This window comes from Streptomyces lacaronensis (genome assembly GCF_047337785.1).
In the GTDB taxonomy this organism is placed as follows: Bacteria; Actinomycetota; Actinomycetes; order Streptomycetales; family Streptomycetaceae; genus Streptomyces; species Streptomyces lycopersici.
Map to the genome: position 1 here is coordinate 9168653 of NZ_JBLHDK010000003.1, position 18126 is coordinate 9186778.

Sequence of the window (18126 nt, forward strand, 5' to 3'; positions counted from 1 at the left end):
GGGCCGCCGGGCCCCTGCCGCCGGGCGCGGGTGTCAGAGCCTGATGAGAGACATCAACTCAGCGCGGAGCCCGCTGTCGTCACCGAATCCGCCACGGAAGGCCGTCGAGGTCATCTGTGCGCTGGCCTTGATACCGCGCATCGTCATGCACAGGTGCTCGCCCTTGCCCAGCACGGCGACATCCTCGGTGCCGCTGAGGTCGGAGATCTCCTGAGCAATGTCCGCGACGAGACGTTCCTGCACCTGCAGACGGTGGGCGTGCCGGTGCGCCACCCGGGCGAATTTTGACAGGCCGAGCAGGTAGTTGGTCGGCCGGTAGGCGATGGTCACCGAGCAGTTGAACGGCAGGAGGTGGTGCTCGCAGAGCGACCACACCTGGATGTCCGAGACGATCACCACCTGGCTGGTCGAGACGGTCTCGAAGAGCGTGCCGGTCGAACCGGGCTCGTAGTTGACGAACTCACGCCACCAGCGGGCAAACCTGTCGGGGGTGTCCCGGAGGCCGTCGCGGTCGGGGTCCTCCCCGATCTCCTTCAGCAGCCGCCTTCCTAGGTCGACCAGCGGATCCTCCTCGGGGACGCCGGTGAATCCTGACTGTTCGCCAGGGGGCTGGGTGTGCAGGGACATTCATACGCCTCTCTTTTGTCCCCATACCAGGGTGTGTAGCCTCGTGGTGATGTTCCAGCCGCGTTCGATCGCCGCGGCGGCGAGATTCTGCAGGTGCTCGCTGACATGCTCTGGATCCTGCCCTTCGGGCATGATCCAGACCGATTCAATGCCCATGTCGGATACCAGCCCGGCCACTTCGTCGAGGTCCGCCTCCTCACGGCAGACGAACTTGAACGCCGCCTGCGGAAGCCGGGCGAACCGGCGCAGGGCGGCTGGGACGATGCGCTTGCGCGCCGGATCACCGGAATGGGACAGCTTCGGCGACACGTTGAAGCGCACGCCGGCCTCGACGAGCCGTGGGTCCGGTATCCGAGTCCCGTTGGTCTCGATCTCCACCTCGACACCACTGCCGGTCAGAGTATCGATCAGCTGGAGCAATCGCGCTTGCTGGCTGAGGGGTTCCCCTCCAGAGATGACCACCAGGTCGACTCCGAAATCCATCAGTTCCCGGGCCACCGAGGTGACGGAGCGACGGTGCAACTCCACTTTGGGGTCGTACTTGATTCCCGCGTCGCTCGCCCCCTGCCAGTCCCAGGTGTAGGGGGTGTCACACCAGCGGCACGAGAGATTGCATCCGCCGAGCCGGAGAAACGCGCATCTCCGGCCCAGCGAAGGGCCTTCACCCTGTACGGTTTCAAGTGGGGCCGAATATCTCATTGACGACGAGTTCGGTTTCCACGGGCATCACCTCCTTTTGTCGGTCTCCACCCGGCGGCAACGGCGCCATGGGCTCAGGCGACATCAGGGCGGTATTCCGCCCAGGTTTTGGGCGTTTCGGAGACGCGTACGGCGGTCAGCTCGGGAAAGTCCCGCAACCACTGGTCATACAGCCAGATGGCCAGGTTCTCGGCGGTGGGGCTTCCGTTGATGATGTCATTCAAATGGCGGTGGTCGACGGTTCGGTCGAGCCAGGACTTGAAGGAGGACAGATCCCCGTAGTCACGGACGAAACCGGTCGGCGTCAGATTCTCCTGGGCAGCGGACAGCTCCAGTTCCACGACGTAGTTGTGACCGTGCAATCGGCTGCATTGATGGTCCTCGGCGAGGCCGGAGAGCTGATGGCTCGCGGAGAACTCGAACCGTTTCGTGATGCGCAGCGTCACGCTCTGAGTGCCTTTCATGTCGGCGTTTCTCTGCCATTGAGTCTCGGCAAGAGGAAGGCGCCGCGGGATGTCCTTCCGGTCAGTCTTCAGGACAGCGGGCGGCCCGTCCTGTCGCACATCGATGTCCGTCGGGCCGGGTGAGCCATGGTGGAAAGTTCCGTTGACCGACGTAGCGGCGCCCTTGGGTCGCCCGCTTCACCGTTGGCCCGCCGCGCGGCCCAGGTGTAGCCCTCCCGTATGGCGAACGCCACGGCATGGGCCCGGTTCTTCAGGTGCATGCGTGTCATGATGCCGTGGAGCACGCCCTTCACTGTGCGTTCCGAATAACTCAATTGGGCGGCGATTTCCCGGGTGCCCAGCCCTTTCGCCACAAGTTCGAGCAGGCTAAGTTCACGGGGACTGAGTTTTCTCACTTCCTCGGACGTGGATCCTTCGCGTCGCCGTATGCGCTCCATCTGGGTGAGAAGTCGAGTGAGCAGATCGGAGGGGATGTCCCCTTCATGCCTGGCCGCTGACTCGACTGCCCGCACTAATCGTTCGGCGGTTTGCGGGTGCCGATGAATCATCCGTGCAGTTCACGCCGCGTGCTGGTATTCGTGGAGGGTTCCGCCGAGTGGGTCTGTACGGTCTTCGGCCCTGTCGCACATTCGGTGGTGACGGAGCGTCCTGAGGGTCGTTGATATCCCGTGAAGGATGTCAACGAGCTTGTGCAGACGGTGTTTTCGGGGCTGTCCCCGCTGGTCATAGAGGAGGTCACCGACGAGGGCGAGCGGATCGTGGTGCGGGCCCGGACGCCGACGAGGCGGCGGTCTGCCCGACGTGCGGGGCGCCGTCCGGGCGGGTGCACGGCTATCAGCTGCGGACGGTGGCCGACGTGCCGGTCGACGGCCGGCGGGTGGTGGTCCGTGTGCGGGTGCGGCGCCTGGTGTGTCCCACGCGCGGCTGCCGTCACACCTTCCGCGAACAGGTGCCCGGAGTCCTGGAACGATACCAGCGCCGCACCGCCCGCCTGGCCAGGCAAGTCAAGGCCGTGGTCAAGGAGTTACTGACTTTGTTGGCGTGATGTCGTCATGGTGAGTCCGGTTCCTGCGAGACATCCGTCGATGAGTTCGCTGCGGTACTGGATCTGGCGGAGACCGTGTCGAAGCGTGGTGATGAGGTGGTCGGGGTCGGTGAAGGCGGTGTTGGTCTGGCTGCTGCGTCGCAGCAGGGACCAGATGCCCTCGACGGGGTTGAGGTCCGGTGCGTAGGCTGGCAGGAAGTAGCAGGTGATCCAGTCGTGGGTGTCGATGAACTCCCGCAGTCGGCGGTCCTTGTGGACGTTGAGGTTGTCCCACACGAGCACAAGGGGTGCGGCGAGTTGCTGATGCGCGGCGATGAGCAGGTCGCGGTAGTCGGTCCAGGTGAAACTGCGTCTGCCGCCCCGCTTGTGATCGACATGCCGCTTGGGCCGGTAGATCAGCCGTGAGCGTTCACCCGGCTTGTAGCAGGCCAGGGCAGCGACGGAGAAGCGGCGCTGGGAGCGTCCCCGGACCCGGATGAGGGGTGTGCGTCCGCGCCGGGCCCAGGTCCGTGCGGTGGGCGGCGTCATCGAGAAGCCGGCCTCGTCTTCGAAGCACAGCCAGGCGTCGAGCGCCGCCACGGACCTTCCACCTGCGGCCAGGTCTCCTTCACCCATCCCGCCACGGCCTCCTCGTCGCGCTCGACCGCCCGGCGGGCCGGAACCTGGTGACTGAAGCCGTGCCGGTGCAGCATCTGCGCGATCGCCGACAGCGTCATGCTCTTGTGGAACCGGCGCCCGATCAGCGTCTTGATCCTTGCCAGTGTCCACGTCTGGTCCGGCCAGCCGTGCGCGACCGGCCCCTTGGCGAGCTCCTGCTCGAGCACGGTGAACAGGGCCTCACTCAGCTTGGGCCGTGAGACGGGCCCGGCAGACCGCAGCCCCTCGGTGCCGGCGTCGTGCCAGGCCCGGCGCCAGCGCTGCACCGAGCGCACACTCACCCGTAAGTCCTTGGCGACCTCGACGTTGGAGGTACCGGCGGCGAATCGTTCCGCGGCCTCCAGCCGGATCCGCTCTCGAAACGCCTGCCGTCCAGGCGTCAGCCCACCACCCTGCGGATATCTCATACAACCGGCATACCGCGACGATCACACATCGTCAGCCCCCAACGACATCACGCCGCAAAGGTCAGTAACGGGCGCCGTGGTCGAGCGTGTCGTTGTCTGCCTGACGTCGGCATTCAGTGATCAGAAGGCCGAGCCCGCTCTTCGTCAGGTGGTCGCGGACGGGGCCGATCGCGGAACGCGCCCTTTCCATGACCGCGCCCCGGTCAGCGGCCTGGGGGATCGTCCTCAACGAGATCGACCATACCCAGGACTCGGAGGGCGTGATGGACCAGGTGCTGGATCTGCTGCCACAGGACCGCGCGAATACCGAGGCAGCGGCCGTGTGAGGACGGCCGTGAAAAGTGCGTCCGGCCACTGATGGCGAGACGGCTGCGTGGGCAGTGGCTGCCCGTCCTGTGCCGTGACGGTCCCACCTGGCACAGGCTGTAGGGACCGTCCAGGGCGCCTACACCGGTCCGGTGCGGGCGCGAGTTTGCAGGTCAGAGCCCCTTATCTGCCCGTCTCCCAGATGATGCCTCTGATGTGGACGGCGTCCGCCATCCTTTCTGACCTTGACCGGGGTCGTCGCCGCGTTCGTCCTGTGGTGGGGCAACAGGCGTCTGTACTGAGGCGGACACAACGGTGGGGTGAGGCGCGGGACCCTCACCGATCCGGCGGACGAGACACCCTCCTCGATACCCCATCCCACGCGTGACGTGTGCCGTGCCCGGCTCACGGTCAAGCCGGAGGTCCGTGGCCTGCGCGGTGACGACGTCGGGACCGGCGAGAGTCAAATGACAGATACCGGGACAGGGGTGCGACCCGCGACCTTGGAATGAGTGACATTGCCATTGTCGACCAGCCGTAGTACGTCGCCGCGCCGCGGACTCACCATGGCCCCGCGTACGGCTTGGAGGGTGTTTCTCATGGTCACCACCGTGAGTGTCTGGCTCGTAGGATTCCGCTTCCGTTCAGCTCAGGGCCGGCTGGTCCAACACTTCTACGTAGTCCCCGGGGCGGCCGACGCAGAGGCCGCCTGTGAGATCGCCACGTGCAGGGCGTACACGTCTCGCGAACGCGCCCTGCGCGGCGGACTCGACATCGAGGAGGCCTCCGCGGAGACACGCGAGGTCGTCCGCGACAGCCTGGGCATCTGGAGCCTGGCCGACCGGGATCTCTCTGTCGTGTGTTCCCCCGGGAGATCGGCCAGGACGCTGGAGCGAGCCCCATGGGCCGCCCTCACCCGTGCCGTCTGACCGCTGAGGGCCGCGAACCGTAGAGAGGAACAGGATCGCGTCGGCCCCGTGGCGACGTCCGCTCAGCGTAGTTTGCGGTAGGTGGCACGCAGGTCATGGATCCACGCCTCCGGGTTCTCGTAGGGACCGAAGTGACCGCCCTTCTCGTGGACGTACACGTCGCGGATGTCCGCGTAGAACTGGCCGCCGCCGGCCTTGAAGATCTCGACGCGCTCCTCGGCCGAGGCCGCCCCGGGGGAGGAGTCGCCCAGTAGAAAGGTGAAGCCGGCCGGGGCCTGTACATACGGTTTCAAGTCGTTGACCGGCTCCGGCGGATACAGGTTCGCGTTCTTGTAGGCGCGGATCGACGATCCGATGGCCTCGTTGGCCCAGTAGATGGTGGCGAACGTCAGGACGTCGTCGGCGGGCCACTCGGCGTCGAAGTCGGCGTTGCGGTCGCTCCAGGACTTCCACCTCTTGAGCACCCAGGCCAGCAGGCCGGCCGGGGAGTCGTTCAGGCCGTGAGTGAGAGTCTGCCCGTCGAGCAGATGTGCGGCCACGTGGGAGACGTAGGTCCTGTCGCGCCGCAGGAGCCGGGCGCGCGTGGCTTCGGGAAGGTCCTCGGTCCGCTGGCCGCCGGTGAGGTCCCAGAAACGGTCGCCCTGGAACATCGCGGGCGGCATCTCGTTGCCGAGGTGGATGCCGTAGAGCGTGTCGGCGTATTTGTGACCGAGCCGGGCGCCCACGAGCGCGCCGTAGTCGGCCGCGCCCACCCCGTACCTGTCGTACCCCAGCACGTCGGTCATCAGGGTGTGGAAGCGGTCCGCCATGCTCGCGTAGTTCTCCCTGTGATTGGTCAGCGGCGTGGAGAAGCCGAAGCCGGGCAGGGAGGGGACGACGACGTCGAAGGCGTCGGAGGGATCGCCGCCGTGTGCGGCCGGGTCGGTGAGCGGTTCGACCACCTTGTGCCAGTGGTGGTGGGTCCAGGGCCAGCCGTGCATGAGGAGCAGCGGGATTGGGGCGGGCCCCCGGCCCCGTTCGTGGATGAAGTGCACCGGAGTGCCCCCGACGTCCACGCGGTGCTGGTGGAAGGCGTTGAGCCGCGCTTCGGCGGCGCGCCAGTCGAAGCCGTCGGCCCAGTACTCGACCAGGGGCTTGAGGTAGGCGGTGCTCAGGCCGTAGGTCTCGTCCTCGTTCTCCGGGTCGGGTGCGAAACGGGTGGCCCTCAGACGGGAGCGCAAGTCGTCCAGGACGTCCTGGGCGATGTCGACGGTGAACGGTTCGAGGGGGCGGCCGGGGCCGGATGTGCTCATGGTCTCTGTTGTCCTTCGCTTGCCGAGGTGCCGGGGCGGGTCAGTAGGTCAGGTCCACGCGCACACGTGTGAGCACGAGTTCGGCGATCTTCCATTCGCCGTGCGTCTTCGTGAAGCGGGGCCGGTAGTGGCCGTATCCGTGCATCTCGGTGAACTGCGGTTCGCCGTCGGCGTCCGTGCGGGCGGGCCGCCTGATCAGGTCCTCCATCGCCCACACCCCGCGGGCCGATGTCGCCGACTCGACGTCGATCAGGTCGGAGAAGAGATGGTGTACGAGTTCGGCGCCGGGGCCGACGCTCCGCGGGATGGACCGGGCGATCTCCTAGGGGCTGTTCATCCGGCGCAGGACGGTCCCATCGGCGTTGTACGGGGTGAAGGTGCCCTCCGGAGTGAACAGGGAGGCCACCTCCTGCCATCGCTGGTGGTCCGCGGCGTATACGTAACGCGCCATCAGGCGGCGCAGGCTCTCGATGATGTTCAGGTGTTGTTCGATGCCATCCATCTGTGGTGCTCTCTCCTCGTCGGCCGCAGGCGCGTAAGCTTGACGGCCGCTTGAATGGACCCGATAGTCCATTCAGTCTGGCGCTCGAGAATGGACCGACAAGTCCAGAAGTTGGTGGCCCAGGGCGCGGCCGATGGTCGATTACGGTCGTTCTGTTCCCGGCCGGGGCGGCCCGAGAGCGGGGGCTTGCCGGGGAGGCAGACCCCCGCGCGCTCACCGGCCGAGGAGGTGACCCGTCCGCCCACCGTCTCTGCCGCCCCCGAGGCGGGAAGGAAGCTGCTCCCGCGCGCATCTCTCTTCGCGGACCGCGGTTCATCCGGCCGGCTGATGCGGCATGGCATTGTGCAGGGCGGTCCTTGGCCGGGCAGCGTGTGCGATCCGCCGACCCGGTTGGCCGGAATGCTGTCGCGCCGATCGCCGTCGTATGCCGTGGTTGGTGGGTCGTCTCCTCCAGTCGTCCGTGGGGGCTGGCCGGACCGGGTTCACCGGGATGGCCCGCTCGCGAGGTGATCGGCGCTTGCGTGCTCGCCGGCGAGCACGCAGCCCGAGGCTGGGATTCTCGTGGTGCGGGGGTCAGGGCAGCAGGAGCAGCTTGCCGGTGGTCGCCCGCGACTCCAGGTCGCGGTGGGCCTGGGCGGCGTCCTTCAGCGGGTAGTGCCGGACGTCGCTGGGCTTCAGCCGCCCTTCCTGGACCAGGTCGAACAGCTCCGAGCTGTGGCGCAGGAGCGCCTCGCGGGTGGGGATGTGGTCGCGGAAGACCGGATAGCACAGCTTGATGCTGTGGGGCAGCTCCCGCATGTCCACCACGGGGACCGCTCCGATGACGGCCCCGTAGTACATCAGCAGTCCGTGCGGGCGCAGCACCTTCATGGAGGCGCGGAAGGTGGTCTCGCCGCCGCCGTCGAACACGGTGTGCACGCCCTGGCCGCCTGTGATCTCCAGGACCGGCTCCACGAAGGCGTCCCCGGTGGAGACGACCGTGTGGTCCGCCCCGTCCCGCCGGGCGAGTTCCGCCTTCTCCGCGGTGGAGACCACGCCGATCACGCTCCCGCCGCGGGCCTTGATGAGCTGCGTCAGCTTCTGGCCCAGCCCGCCGGCTGCCGCATGTACGAGGGTCGCCTGGCCGGCCCGGACGTCCGCAGCCTCGGTGACGAAGTGATGGGCGGTGATGCCCTGCATCATCAGGCTCGCCGCCACCTCGTCGGAGATGGTGGCCGGTACGGGTACGGCGTCAGTGGCGGGCAGCACGATCCGCTCGGCGTAGGAGCCGTAGGCGTACACCCAGGCGACCCGGTCACCCACGGCGAAGTCGGTGACGCCGTCCCCGACCGCGCTGACCCGGCCCGCCCCTTCTACTCCCGGGACGAAGGGCAGCTCACCCGTCGCCGCGCCGAGCCGGCGCGCCCCGGTGTCCATGAAATTCACCCCGGCCGCGGCCACGTCGACTCGGATCTCACCGGCCCCGGGTTGCGGATCCGGGCGCTCGGACAAGCGCAGTTCCTCCGGCCCACCGAGGGTCTCCACGACGATTGCCTGCATGGCACAGCACCTCTCAGTCGTTCTTCGCTGTCGTGCGTCGTTGTCACGATGCTCCGGTTAAAGTGGACCTGCAAGTCCAAAAAAAATGGAAAGAGGGCGGTGTCATGACGACCGGCAGAGGGACTGTTTCGCGACTTACCGCGAAGGGGGCAGCCACCCGGCGCCGCATCGTGGAAGGGGCGGCGGAACAAATTCGTGAGGGAGGAGTGACGGGAACCACCCTGGACGACATCCGGGCCCGCACGGCGACCAGTAAGAGTCAGATCTTCCACTACTTTCCCGGCGGCAAGGACGAGCTGCTGTTGGCCGTCGCCGCGTGGGAGGCCGACCGTGTGCTGGAGGACCAGCAGCCCCATCTCGGCGATCTGAGCACGCTGGGCGACTGGCAGGCGTGGTGGGACTGGCGCGACGCGGTCGTGCGCCGATACGAACAGCAGGGGGTCAACTGCCCTCTCGGCGTGCTGATCACGGAGCTGGGTCGCGGCAGCAGTGCGGCGCAGGCGCTCACCGGACAGCTGCTCATGCAGTGGCAGGCCGCTTTGCGGGACGGCGTCCGGTGCATGCAAGCCGCCGGCCGTATGGATCCGGGGATCGACGCCGATCGGACCGCGGCCGCGCTGGTCGCCGCGGTGCAGGGCGGCGTGACCATCCTGATGTCGACCGGCGGCATCGGGCATCTGGAGGCTTCCCTGGACACCTTGCTGACCTTGCTTCAGGCGCCTTGAGCCGGTGAGGCGGCGGCTCGTGCCGTGGATCCGAGCAACCGGTTAACACGGCGTGCGGGTCGCCGGGGGCAACGCGTGGGACCATGTCGCCGCTGCTGACGGCATGCTCCTGAAGCGTCCGGTTGTACGCTTCACGCGGTTTCAGCGGTCGAGGACAGAGGGAAGAGGCCGCCATGAGTGAGTCCACAGGGGGTCCGCCCGCAGGGAGCGCAATCCCATCGCGGCGCTGGTCCGGGCGCTGGGGGCGCTGGCCGAGCTGGACCCGCCCGCGGTCGGTGTCCGCCAGTTGGCTCGCCTGCTCGACGCGGCGCCGAGTTCCGTACGGCGCACACTGGAAGCGGCCAAGGATGTCAGCCTCGTCTCGGTGACGCCGGCAGGGCAATGGGAACTCGGCTGGGAGATGTACCGTCTCGCCGCCATGGCGCAGCGGCGCAGGCCCTTCCAGGCGGCCGCTGAGGTGCTGGAGGAATTGACCGAGCGCACCGGCGAGACGGCGCTGCTCGCGGTGTACGACCCGCAGAAGAAGGCCAGGATGTTCGTCGCCGCCTCGCAGAGCTCGCACAGCGTGCGCTTCGTGCCCGACCTGTTCACCTGGCCGCCCGCGCACGCTGGCGATTCTCGCCCACCGGCCGGAGGAGGAGCGCCGGGCGCTGTACGCCGACGGACTGCCGACTCTCACCGGGACGACCCTGACCACCGCGGACGCTCTGGAGGAGGCTCTGGCCGAGGTCAGGAGGGAGGTGTGGCGGTGAGCCATGACGAGGTGAATCTCGGAGCCAGTGCGGTCGCCGCCCCGATCCGCACGGGCGCCGGAGTCGGCAGCAGTGTGGCCGTCATTGCGACCGCGCAGCGGTTCGACGACGCGATGCGGCGGGACGCCTCCCGCGACGTGCGGTGGGCCGCGGAACGTCTCGGCAGTCGGCTGGGTGATCCTCTCTCGGGTCTTGAGGCCCTCCAGTAGCCCGAGTGCTGGGTGCCCAGCGAACGGTAGACGAAGGGGCGCCGCCGACGGGCGGCGCCCCTTCGTCATGTCCGGACACCCCGTCGAAAGCGCAGTTCACGGCCATGGCGAAAAGCGGTACGACCTCTGGCCGCCCGCATCGTCTCCGAGGAAATCCTGTCGACTCCCAACCGTTGACGCATACATTCGTTCCCTTCTGGCGTCCATGGACGGACGTCTCGCTGGGCCGCCCGGGACGGGGCGATCCGCTTCCGCCACTGCGCAAAGGAGCGCATGCCATGCCCTCATCAGCCGCCGCACGAGAATTCCGTGCGCACAAGAGAGTCCTCGGCACCACCGTTGTCTGCGCGGCGCTCGGATCGTCGGGCGCCTGGTACTACAACCAACGGGATCTTCTACGGGCCGGTCAGCGACGCCTTCGGCGTCCGGGAGAGTTCCGTGGCCCTCGCCGGACTCCTGGGCACGGCGATAGCGCTCGCCATCGCCCTGCCCTTCGGCCAGATCGTCGACCGGGTCGGGCCCCGCCGGGTCGCCCTCGTCGGTATCCCCGTCCTCTCGGCCACCGTCCTCGCATTGGGTCTCTACCGCGGCCCGTTCGCCGGGTTCTTCGCGCTGTGGACCCTGGTCGAAGCCCTCGGGCTGGGCGCGGGGCCCACCACGTACACCCGCATCGTCAACGGCTGCTTCAGCGCCGCCCGCGGCAGAGCCGTCGGTATCACCCTCGCCGGGCTCAGTATCGCCGCGTTCTGCCTGCCCGCCCCGCTCGCCTGGGTGATGTCGGAGTGGGGATACCACACCGGCTACCTAGTGCTCGGGCTGCTCACCCTCCTCGCCTGGCCCCTGGTCTGGCTGCTGCCCAAGGACCACACGGCCGCCGCACGTCACCAGACGGCCGGCCCCGGGGAGCAGTCACCGGCCGCGGCACTCGGCACGACGGCCGGACCCGGCGGAGGACGACCGGCCCCGGCGCCTGTCCGGCTGCCCGGCTGGGACGCCGCGGCCGCCTTCAGGTCCCCGGTCTATCTCGGCATGACGATCGTCTTCGTCGTCGGCTCGATCGCGGTTACCTCGGTCTTCGTCCATCTGTCGCCCATCATGCAGAGCCGCGGCATGAGCGCGGTGGAGGCCGCCTCCCTCGTCTCCCTCGCCGGTATCGGCGTCATCGTCGGACGGGTCGGCATCGGCGCCCTCATGGACCGCTTCTTCCCCACCGGATGGCCGTGGGCATGTTCGCCCTCACCTCGGCCAGGGTCGCCCTGCTCCTGCTGCCCGCCGACCCCCTCGCACCTGTGGCCGCCGTGGCCCTCGCATCGCGCTGGGCCCAGAGGGCGACATGGTCTCCTTCCTGGTCGCCACCTACTTCGGCCTGCGCTCCTACGACACGCTGTACGCGATCTCCTACTCCAGCTTCGCCTTCAGCGCCCACCTCGGCCCCTACGTCGCCGGTGCCCTCCACGACGCCACCGGCACCTTCACCACCGGGCCGGTCGTCGCTCTCGTCCTGCTGCTGGCTGCAGCGGCGGCCGTGCTGTTCATCCCGCGCCGCAGCCTGGTCGAACCTCGGGCCCACGGAAGCCGAACACCGGCGGACGGGCGCCGCCGTCCAGCCGTCCTGACCACCCCGTCAGACCGGTGGCCGGGAGCCGCGGGCACACCCCGCCCCACCGGTGCCGTGCGAACGCGCGGCGCCACCGCGGCCCCGGACACCGGGACCGCCCCGTCCGCCCGCGGACGGCAGGCACGGAAGGAAGAAACATGGCGGGCCCCCTGTCCGGAATGCGGGTCGTCGACCTCACCTCGGTCATCATGGGCCCCTACGCCACCGCGATCCTGGGCGACCTCGGAGCCGAGGTCGTGAAGGTCGAGACGGCCTCCGGCGATGTCGGACGCCAGTGGGGACCTGCACGCCACGAGGGCATGAGCGCGATTACCCTCAACCTCCAGCGCAAGGTCGAGACGGCCTCCGGCGATGTCGGACGCCAGTGGGGACCTGCACGCCACGAGGGCATGAGCGCGATTACCCTCAACCTCCAGCGCAACAAGAAGAGCGTGCTGTTGGACCCCAAGAGCGACGAGGGCCAGGCCCGACTGCGCGACCTCGTCCGCGACTGCGACGCCGTCGTGACGAACCTGCGCCCCGCGTCGCGCGAACGCCTCGGTATCACCTACGACGACCTGCAAAGCGTAAATTCCGCTGTCGTCCTGTGCACGGCCCAGGCCTACAGCTCCACCTCACCCCAGAGGGACGAACCGGCCTATGACGACATCGTGCAGGCCGCCTCCGGCCTGTGCGACCTCTACCGGCGGATCGACGGCGAACCCCGCTACGCGCCCTATGTCATCGCGGACAAGGTGTGTGGGCTGATGATGGTGTACTCGCTGTTGGCCGCCCTGCTGCACCGGGCGCACACGGGGGAGGGCCAGTGGGCGGACGTGTCCATGGTCGACACCATGCTCGCGTTCAACCTCGTCGAGCGCCTGTCGGGGCACACCTTCGTCCCGCCCGAGGGCCCCTGGGATGGAACAGGGCCCTCGTCCCCGAACGCCGGCCAGCCGTGCCCGGGACGGCTGGATCTGCCTGATGCCGTACTCGGACCGCAACTGGCGGAACTTCTTCACTCTGATCGGCCGCGAGGAACTGGGCGCCGACCCGAGGTTCGCCACCAACGGCGCACGCCACGTGCACATGAACGACCTCCAGCTGGTCGTGGCCGAGGTCGCGCCGCAGCGCACGGTGGCGGAGTGGCTGAAGGCCTGCCGGGACCGGGGCATCCCGGCCCAGAAAGTGCTGGACCTCGACCGCCTCGACGAGTCCGAGTACTTGACGCGGCGCGACTTCCTCCAGCACCGCACGCACCCCACCGAGGGGGAGTACCTCGGCATCCGCTTCCCCGTCGACTTCTCCCGCACCCCGGCCGACACCTCGGGCCCCGCCCCCGCGCCGGTGAACACAACGACAGCGCCGGAAAACCGGCAGCGTCCTCATTCCTTCGCCGGATGGCGACCGGTGTACAGGGGGCGGTCACCGCGGCCCGTCAGCGGGACTTCGCCCACCTCGTGTCGAAGACTGTCGTCTTTCGGGCACATGGCGATCCCGAGGAATGCCAGATGTACCCGAAGAGCACTGAACAGTGACCTGACGGGCAGCATCACCCGGACACGGCCCAGTGGGGTGTGAGAAAGGCCGGAATTCGGGCGGACGTTCGCGCTATGACCCGGCGTTAGCCTGGATTGTGAGGAGCGGCAGCTCCCCTCATCGCACAGATGCCGGGGCCGCGGAAGTGTCCCGTGGAAACGTGTGAACAGTGACAACCGACCACGAGGAGAACTGGGTCGAGATGCTGCCCCGGGGGCACTTCGACCTCAGCGAGCAACTCGGGCGCTGGCGCGATATCCGCACCTCCAAATTCCCGGCCGAGGTCGTGGCGGACATGGACCGGCAGGTTGACGAACTGGTGGCGTCCCAACTGGCTGACAAGGTCGTTCAAGTCGGTGACGAAGCACCGTCGTTCACCCTCCCGAATTCCGTCGGAGAGGCCGTCGGTCTCGATGAGCTGACCGCGCGGGGGCCCGTCGTCATTTCTTTCTACCGCGGAACCTGGTGTCCTTTCTGCAACCTCGAACAGCGGGCGCTTCAGCAGCACCTGCCTCAGATCATCGAGTGGGGGGCGCCCCTCGTCGCGATCTCCGGGATGACGCCGGACAACTCGCCTGACCATGGCGGAACGGCTCGGCCTGACCTACGAGGTGCTCACGGACCACGGCCTCGCTGTCGCCCGTTCCTACGGCTTGGTGTTCCGGCTTCCCGGCCATCTCGGCGAGCTCTACGACAAGCTCGGACACCCCCCTGCCGCGCTGCAACAGCGCGGCCGACGACAGCCTGCCGATCCCGGGCACCTTCGTGACCGACAAGGACGGCTTAGTGAGGTTCTCCCACGCGACCCGAACTACATGTACCGAGCCAGTCCGGCGGACGTCATCGCAACCCTGCGCGAACTGGCTTGAGAACGGCTCGCGTCCGCGTCCGATCCTGGTGGAATCGCCAACAGGATCGCGTCCCTGCGGGGTGTGCACACGTGGTTATGCTCGATGCACCGAGAAACACCGGTGCATCGAGCGGCGACCGGTGACCGAACGAGGGCCTCGGCAGCGGAAACAGCCGAGATACCGAGAACCACCCGAGAGCAACGGAGAAACGCATGGACCGCCGGGCAGAACTCGACAAAGTGGCGGACGCGTTCGGCAAGGCGTGGACCGAGGGATTGTGGGACGAGTACTTCGCCCTGTACGCGGACGACTTCGTCTTCGAGTTCCCCTCGCCGCCGCACACCGGGCGCTGGTCCGGGGAGGAAGCGGTGGAACACCGTGACCAGTGGCGCGCGGCGTTCGAGAACAGCCGTTTGACCACCACGGGCGAGGACCTGCGCCTGTACGACGGATCCTGGGTCGTCACTTGCAACCACGGAGAGGGCGTCCTGCGCGGCAAGCCCTACAAGGGACTGCTCACCACCGTGCTGCACCGTATCGACGACGAGGGCCGAGTCGTGGAGTACCGCGAGTTCCTCGGCGGACTCACCAAGCCGGTCTCCTGACCCCGCACACCGCTCAGCCCAGGAGTGAGCGGAAGTCCTGTGGCAGCGCCGGTCCGTCGAGGCGGCCGAAGACCGGGTTGGGGAAGTGCCCGCCGGCGATGATCTGTCCCGGACCGGAGAAGTCACGGGCGAGACGGGCCTTGGTGCGCCGCGCGAGCGTCCCGTCCGCGTCGGCCATGAAGCTCATCTCCGGGTCGGTGAACTCGATCGGGCAGTGCACCGCGTCGCCGAGGATGATTGCCCGCTCGCTGCCGGAGCCGATCACGAAACTGGTGTGACCGGCCGTGTGCCCGGGAGTGGCGAACACCGTGACGCCGGGAACCGGGCTGTCACCGTCCTGGACAAGCCGCAGGTTGTCACCGAGCACCGAGAGCTGTGTCTCGCTGGGTGCGGTGCCGGTATCGTCCCATGGCGGGCTCTGCCAAAACGTCCACTCCTCCTCGCTCACCACGTGGACGGCGTTGGGGAACGCCGCATCCTGGGTGTCCCCGAGCGTCGCCCAGCCCACGTGGTCCACGTGCAGGTGTGAGTAGAGGACGGTATCGATGTCCGCGGGCTCGACGCCGACGGCCTTCAAACTGTCCAACAGTCCGCCGCCGAAGGCGGTGCCTTCCAGGGCGCCCCCGGACACCTCTGCCAGGTTGACGGAGTGCGGCCCCCAGGCCAGGTCGACGAGGGCCTTGCGGTTCTCCGACTCGATCAGGAAGGAGCCGAAGCTCATGACGAGCCACCCCTCCTCGTCGAGGAACTCGCCGTGCCGCTCCCACGCGTCCGGGGCGGCGCCGACGAACTGGGTCGCCGGGCGCTGCCTGGTGGCGCCGTCGGGAAGGTAGGTGACACGGACTGCTCCGACATCGAGCGTGCTGCGACGGGCGATCCGAGCGGGCATGGTGATGCGTCCTTCCGCGGTGGGGAGAGACAGCCGTATCGGGCCGCCAGGTGTGTGCCCGGCACGACGCTGCCGTGGACGACGTTAGGTGTTCGCTTCTCGGAAGGGGAGTACGCACAAAAAAGTAAGCATCCGCCGCGCTCGGCACACATGGGTGTGCGCCGTCGGCACGGACGGGACGCATGCTCAGCGGCGGCGACCGCCGGAACCGCGGTTGGTCAGCAGGCCGCTGAGAGTCTGCACCGCCGGCGAGGAGTCGGCGGCACGGGTGGTGATGTGGATGTCGCGTGCCAGGCCGGAGGGTTCGGACACCTCAAGGAAGGTGACGCCGTTCCTCGGCACGGCCGCCAGACCGGGTACGAGGGCCACCCCGAAGTCGGCGGCCACCGACAGCAGCAGCAACTCGTAGTGGTCGGAGCGGAAGGCGATGTCCGGCTCGAAACCCTCCGCGCGGCACAGCAGTTCGGTGACCGCCTGGAACCCCTCGCTGGGCAGCGTGGACAGCCAGGTGGTGTCCGCGTAGTCACGCAGCCTGGCCGTGGTCTGCCCGGCCCGGTGGAGGTGTGGGGGTACGGCCAGCAGGAGCCGGTCCCGGTGCAGCAAGGTCTGGCTCAGCCCGCGCAGATCAGGCCCCGGCAGATGCCCGTACTGGTGGGTGACCGCCAGATCCAGGTCGCCGGCCGCCACGGCGGGGATGGCGTCCTCGGGCTCGGCCTCGGTGAAGGAGAGCGACACCTCGCCGTGCCGCTGCCGGAAGGCCACCAGTGCTGGCATCACCAGGCTGGTCGCGGCACTGCTGAAGGCCGCCACGCGCAGCCTGCCGCCGCGCAGTCCTGAGACCGCCTGGACGGCCTCCTCGGCGGCGGCCAGCTCGGCCAGCACGCGGTGGGCGTGTTCGACCAGCACTCTGCCCGCGTCGGTGAGGCGCACACTACGGGCGGAGCGCTCCAGCAGGGCGATGCCCAGCTCCTGCTCCAGGGCGGAGAGCTGCTGCGAGGCGGCCGAGGCGGTGCATCCGGCCAGTTGGGCGGCACCGGCGATGGAGCCGGTGCGCGAGACGTCCCGCAGGAGGCTGAGCCGACGAGCATCGAGCATAAGGAGAACATACGCTCAGGCGAAGCAGATGGGTATTCTTCTGGCGCTCGTGGTGCAGAAGTGTGGGCGAACACCACGACGAAACGGGAGATCACATGCTTCCCTCCGCCGACGAGCCGACCCGGACGGCCACCCCCCAGCGCGCCGTGCGTTCCCCCTCGCTGACCGACCTGCGGCAGGCATGGGGTGTTGTGAGGGCCCTGTTGCTCCCCACTCCGGTCCATCCCGGCACCCTGGGGCCGCCCGGCAGCGATTTCGCCCTCAAACTCGAATCCCTGCAACCCACCGGCTCCTTCAAGGTGCGCGGTGCGCTCGCCGCGCTGTCCGCCCTGGAGGAGGGCACCCGGGTCGTCACGGCCTCCGCGGGCAACCACGGGCTGGGCGTGGCCTATGCGGCGCACCTCCTGAGCCGCCCCGCTACCGTCGTGGTCGCCGAGAACGCCTCGTCCGCCAAGGTCTCCCAACTGCGTCGCTTCGGCATCGACCTGGTCCGCACCGGCACCTCCTTCGACGAGGCCGAGGCTCATGCCCTGCACCTGGCGGAGCGGGACGGACACTACCTCTCCGCGTACAACGACCCGCACGTCATCGCCGGTCAGGCAACCATCGGCCTCGAACTCGACAACCAGCTCGACGAGGAGCTGACCGTCGTGTGCGGGGTGGGCGGCGGAGGACTCGCCTCCGGACTCGGCCTGTGGGCCTCCACACGTCCGGGGGCGCGGATCGTCGGCGTGGAGGCCGAGGCGTCCACGGCGGTGAGCGCGGCCGTCAGGGCCGGCGGACAGGTCACCGTCGACATCGGTGAGAGCCTGGCCGACGGCATGGCCGGCAACATCGAACCCGGCGCGGTGACCCCGCAGCTGATCGAGCGGTACGTCGACGACCTGGTGACCGTCAGCGAGCCCGAGATCCGTACGGCGATCCGTCATCTCGTCACCGAGCGGGGCTACGTCGCCGAGGGGGCCGGTGCCGTCGCCGTCGCCGCGCTGCTCGCCGGCAAGGTATCCGTGCGCGGGCGCGCCGTGGCCGTGGTCTCCGGCCGCAACATCACGCTGCCCGCGCTCACGGCCGCCCTTGGCTGAGAGCCCGCCCGGCCCCCGCCAGCGCAAGCGCAGCTTACGCAGAGGCGTAGCGTCACCGTCTGCTCGCCGCAACGACGAGACCTTACGCTCTTGCCACCGGCCGGGCGCCGGAGGCATACCTTCCGCCCGGCCCGGGCCGACGAGCTTGTCGGCCGTACACCTCAACAGACGCCCGGATGGAGACCCCACTCCGTCCCAGGCCCTCCCTGTATCCCGGTGCTCCGTCGCCGACCGTGACGGAGCACCGGTTCCCGCGAGAGTTTCCCCACGTCTCCCCCTCCCCGGCACCCGCTCCGGCTCCTTGCTTCCCCCGTC

The 18126-nt window shown here is 68.5% G+C and carries 18 protein-coding genes and 5 pseudogenes; 13 read left to right on the forward strand and 10 right to left on the reverse strand.

Features of this window, described 5'->3' with window-relative positions; genetic code table 11:
- Positions 1–33: 33 nt before the first annotated feature.
- The 4 genes from folE to ACMTAK_RS39690 form a co-directional block, all read right to left on the reverse strand.
- Complete coding sequence (gene folE, locus ACMTAK_RS39675; RefSeq protein ID WP_413810619.1) at positions 34–627, reverse strand: GTP cyclohydrolase I; 594 nt, start codon at positions 625–627, stop codon at positions 34–36.
- On the reverse strand, positions 628–1326 hold the full coding sequence (locus tag ACMTAK_RS39680) for a 7-carboxy-7-deazaguanine synthase QueE (protein WP_413810620.1): 699 nt from the start codon (positions 1324–1326) through the stop codon (positions 628–630).
- A gap of 74 nt (positions 1327–1400) precedes the next feature.
- Positions 1401–1772: a 6-pyruvoyl trahydropterin synthase family protein gene (locus ACMTAK_RS39685; RefSeq protein WP_413810621.1), complete on the reverse strand. Its 372-nt coding sequence runs from the start codon at positions 1770–1772 to the stop codon at positions 1401–1403.
- A gap of 86 nt (positions 1773–1858) precedes the next feature.
- Positions 1859–2338, reverse strand: coding sequence for a response regulator transcription factor (locus ACMTAK_RS39690; protein ID WP_413810622.1), 480 nt, complete (start codon positions 2336–2338; stop codon positions 1859–1861).
- A 120-nt stretch (positions 2339–2458) separates the two neighbouring features.
- On the opposite strand from ACMTAK_RS39690, the pseudogene ACMTAK_RS39695 reads away from it, so the two are divergent.
- Positions 2459–2817 (forward strand): annotated as a pseudogene (locus tag ACMTAK_RS39695) (transposase family protein); the annotation flags it as partial.
- Here the strand turns inward: ACMTAK_RS39695 and ACMTAK_RS52720 are convergent.
- Positions 2815–3899, reverse strand: a protein-coding gene (locus tag ACMTAK_RS52720; protein ID WP_461773830.1) for an IS630 family transposase whose coding sequence is annotated in 2 segments (ribosomal slippage) — positions 2815–3374 and positions 3374–3899 — 1086 coding nt in all. Because the reading frame shifts where the segments join, the coding sequence is not laid out codon by codon here. The pseudogene ACMTAK_RS39695 and the gene ACMTAK_RS52720 overlap by 3 nt on opposite strands.
- 188 nt (positions 3900–4087) lie before the next feature.
- Between ACMTAK_RS52720 and ACMTAK_RS39710 the strand changes: the two genes are divergently transcribed.
- Both ACMTAK_RS39710 and ACMTAK_RS39715 read left to right on the forward strand, forming a co-directional pair.
- Positions 4088–4225, forward strand: a complete 138-nt coding sequence (locus ACMTAK_RS39710; RefSeq protein WP_413810623.1) for a hypothetical protein — start codon at positions 4088–4090, stop codon at positions 4223–4225.
- Positions 4226–4804: 579 nt separating this feature from the next.
- Entirely contained in the window at positions 4805–5134 is a 330-nt protein-coding gene (locus ACMTAK_RS39715; RefSeq protein WP_413810624.1) for a hypothetical protein, read from the forward strand.
- A gap of 62 nt (positions 5135–5196) precedes the next feature.
- On the opposite strand, the gene ACMTAK_RS39720 is transcribed toward ACMTAK_RS39715, so the two are convergent.
- The 3 genes and pseudogenes from ACMTAK_RS39720 to ACMTAK_RS39730 form a co-directional block, all read right to left on the reverse strand.
- Positions 5197–6426 carry an epoxide hydrolase family protein gene (locus ACMTAK_RS39720; RefSeq protein ID WP_413810625.1) on the reverse strand — a complete coding sequence of 410 codons (1230 nt, stop codon included), beginning with the start codon at positions 6424–6426 and terminating at the stop codon, positions 5197–5199.
- Positions 6427–6466: 40 nt separating this feature from the next.
- Positions 6467–7000: pseudogene (locus ACMTAK_RS39725) on the reverse strand (nuclear transport factor 2 family protein).
- 501 nt (positions 7001–7501) lie between these two features.
- A complete protein-coding gene (locus tag ACMTAK_RS39730) occupies positions 7502–8467 on the reverse strand; it encodes a quinone oxidoreductase family protein (RefSeq protein WP_413810626.1) in 966 nt (321 codons plus the stop codon).
- A 104-nt stretch (positions 8468–8571) separates the two neighbouring features.
- Between ACMTAK_RS39730 and ACMTAK_RS39735 the strand changes: the two genes are divergently transcribed.
- The 9 genes and pseudogenes from ACMTAK_RS39735 (at position 8572) to ACMTAK_RS39775 (ending at position 14745) form a co-directional block, all read left to right on the forward strand.
- Positions 8572–9192, forward strand: coding sequence for a TetR/AcrR family transcriptional regulator (locus ACMTAK_RS39735; protein WP_413813143.1), 621 nt, complete (start codon positions 8572–8574; stop codon positions 9190–9192).
- Between the two features lie 364 nt (positions 9193–9556).
- Positions 9557–10153 (forward strand): IclR family transcriptional regulator, encoded by a 597-nt coding sequence (locus tag ACMTAK_RS39740; RefSeq protein WP_413810627.1) that lies wholly within the window; start codon positions 9557–9559, stop codon positions 10151–10153.
- A 273-nt stretch (positions 10154–10426) separates the two neighbouring features.
- Positions 10427–11350, forward strand: a pseudogene (locus tag ACMTAK_RS39745) (MFS transporter); the annotation flags it as partial.
- A gap of 136 nt (positions 11351–11486) precedes the next feature.
- Positions 11487–12011, forward strand: a complete 525-nt coding sequence (locus ACMTAK_RS39750; RefSeq protein WP_413810628.1) for a hypothetical protein — start codon at positions 11487–11489, stop codon at positions 12009–12011.
- Positions 11960–12556 (forward strand): annotated as a pseudogene (locus ACMTAK_RS39755) (CoA transferase); the annotation flags it as partial. The gene ACMTAK_RS39750 and the pseudogene ACMTAK_RS39755, both read left to right, overlap by 52 nt.
- Positions 12557–12734: 178 nt before the next feature.
- Positions 12735–13331 (forward strand): CoA transferase, encoded by a 597-nt coding sequence (locus ACMTAK_RS39760; RefSeq protein ID WP_413810629.1) that lies wholly within the window; start codon positions 12735–12737, stop codon positions 13329–13331.
- 253 nt (positions 13332–13584) lie between these two features.
- Positions 13585–13845, forward strand: a pseudogene (locus ACMTAK_RS39765) (redoxin domain-containing protein); the annotation flags it as partial.
- Between the two features lie 25 nt (positions 13846–13870).
- Positions 13871–14158: a hypothetical protein gene (locus tag ACMTAK_RS39770; protein WP_413813284.1), complete on the forward strand. Its 288-nt coding sequence runs from the start codon at positions 13871–13873 to the stop codon at positions 14156–14158.
- A gap of 194 nt (positions 14159–14352) precedes the next feature.
- Positions 14353–14745 carry a nuclear transport factor 2 family protein gene (locus ACMTAK_RS39775; protein ID WP_413810630.1) on the forward strand — a complete coding sequence of 131 codons (393 nt, stop codon included), beginning with the start codon at positions 14353–14355 and terminating at the stop codon, positions 14743–14745.
- Between the two features lie 13 nt (positions 14746–14758).
- On the opposite strand, the gene ACMTAK_RS39780 is transcribed toward ACMTAK_RS39775, so the two are convergent.
- A complete protein-coding gene (locus ACMTAK_RS39780) occupies positions 14759–15634 on the reverse strand; it encodes an MBL fold metallo-hydrolase (protein WP_413810631.1) in 876 nt (291 codons plus the stop codon).
- Between the two features lie 186 nt (positions 15635–15820).
- The gene (locus tag ACMTAK_RS39785) at positions 15821–16729 is read right to left on the reverse strand and encodes a LysR family transcriptional regulator (RefSeq protein ID WP_413810632.1); all 909 of its coding nucleotides are present in this window, start codon (positions 16727–16729) and stop codon (positions 15821–15823) included.
- Positions 16730–16824: 95 nt separating this feature from the next.
- Here ACMTAK_RS39785 and ACMTAK_RS39790 point away from each other — a divergent pair, with 95 nt between their 5' ends.
- Positions 16825–17811 carry a pyridoxal-phosphate dependent enzyme gene (locus tag ACMTAK_RS39790; protein ID WP_413810633.1) on the forward strand — a complete coding sequence of 329 codons (987 nt, stop codon included), beginning with the start codon at positions 16825–16827 and terminating at the stop codon, positions 17809–17811.
- The last annotated feature ends 315 nt before the right edge of the window (positions 17812–18126 follow it).

Bases quoted from the DNA above. Each gene is read 5' to 3' on its own strand.
- folE (WP_413810619.1), bottom strand. From the start codon at position 627: ATGTCCCTGCACACCCAGCCCCCTGGCGAACAGTCAGGATTCACCGGC.
- ACMTAK_RS39680 (WP_413810620.1), bottom strand. From the start codon at position 1,326: ATGAGATATTCGGCCCCACTTGAAACCGTACAGGGTGAAGGCCCTTCG.
- ACMTAK_RS39690 (WP_413810622.1), bottom strand. From the start codon at position 2,338: ATGATTCATCGGCACCCGCAAACCGCCGAACGATTAGTGCGGGCAGTC.
- ACMTAK_RS39710 (WP_413810623.1), top strand. From the start codon at position 4,088: ATGACCGCGCCCCGGTCAGCGGCCTGGGGGATCGTCCTCAACGAGATC.
- ACMTAK_RS39715 (WP_413810624.1), top strand. From the start codon at position 4,805: ATGGTCACCACCGTGAGTGTCTGGCTCGTAGGATTCCGCTTCCGTTCA.
- ACMTAK_RS39720 (WP_413810625.1), bottom strand. From the start codon at position 6,426: ATGAGCACATCCGGCCCCGGCCGCCCCCTCGAACCGTTCACCGTCGAC.
- ACMTAK_RS39730 (WP_413810626.1), bottom strand. From the start codon at position 8,467: ATGCAGGCAATCGTCGTGGAGACCCTCGGTGGGCCGGAGGAACTGCGC.
- ACMTAK_RS39735 (WP_413813143.1), top strand. From the start codon at position 8,572: ATGACGACCGGCAGAGGGACTGTTTCGCGACTTACCGCGAAGGGGGCA.
- ACMTAK_RS39750 (WP_413810628.1), top strand. From the start codon at position 11,487: ATGGTCTCCTTCCTGGTCGCCACCTACTTCGGCCTGCGCTCCTACGAC.
- ACMTAK_RS39760 (WP_413810629.1), top strand. From the start codon at position 12,735: ATGCCGTACTCGGACCGCAACTGGCGGAACTTCTTCACTCTGATCGGC.
- ACMTAK_RS39770 (WP_413813284.1), top strand. From the start codon at position 13,871: ATGGCGGAACGGCTCGGCCTGACCTACGAGGTGCTCACGGACCACGGC.
- ACMTAK_RS39775 (WP_413810630.1), top strand. From the start codon at position 14,353: ATGGACCGCCGGGCAGAACTCGACAAAGTGGCGGACGCGTTCGGCAAG.
- ACMTAK_RS39780 (WP_413810631.1), bottom strand. From the start codon at position 15,634: ATGCCCGCTCGGATCGCCCGTCGCAGCACGCTCGATGTCGGAGCAGTC.
- ACMTAK_RS39785 (WP_413810632.1), bottom strand. From the start codon at position 16,729: ATGCTCGATGCTCGTCGGCTCAGCCTCCTGCGGGACGTCTCGCGCACC.
- ACMTAK_RS39790 (WP_413810633.1), top strand. From the start codon at position 16,825: ATGCTTCCCTCCGCCGACGAGCCGACCCGGACGGCCACCCCCCAGCGC.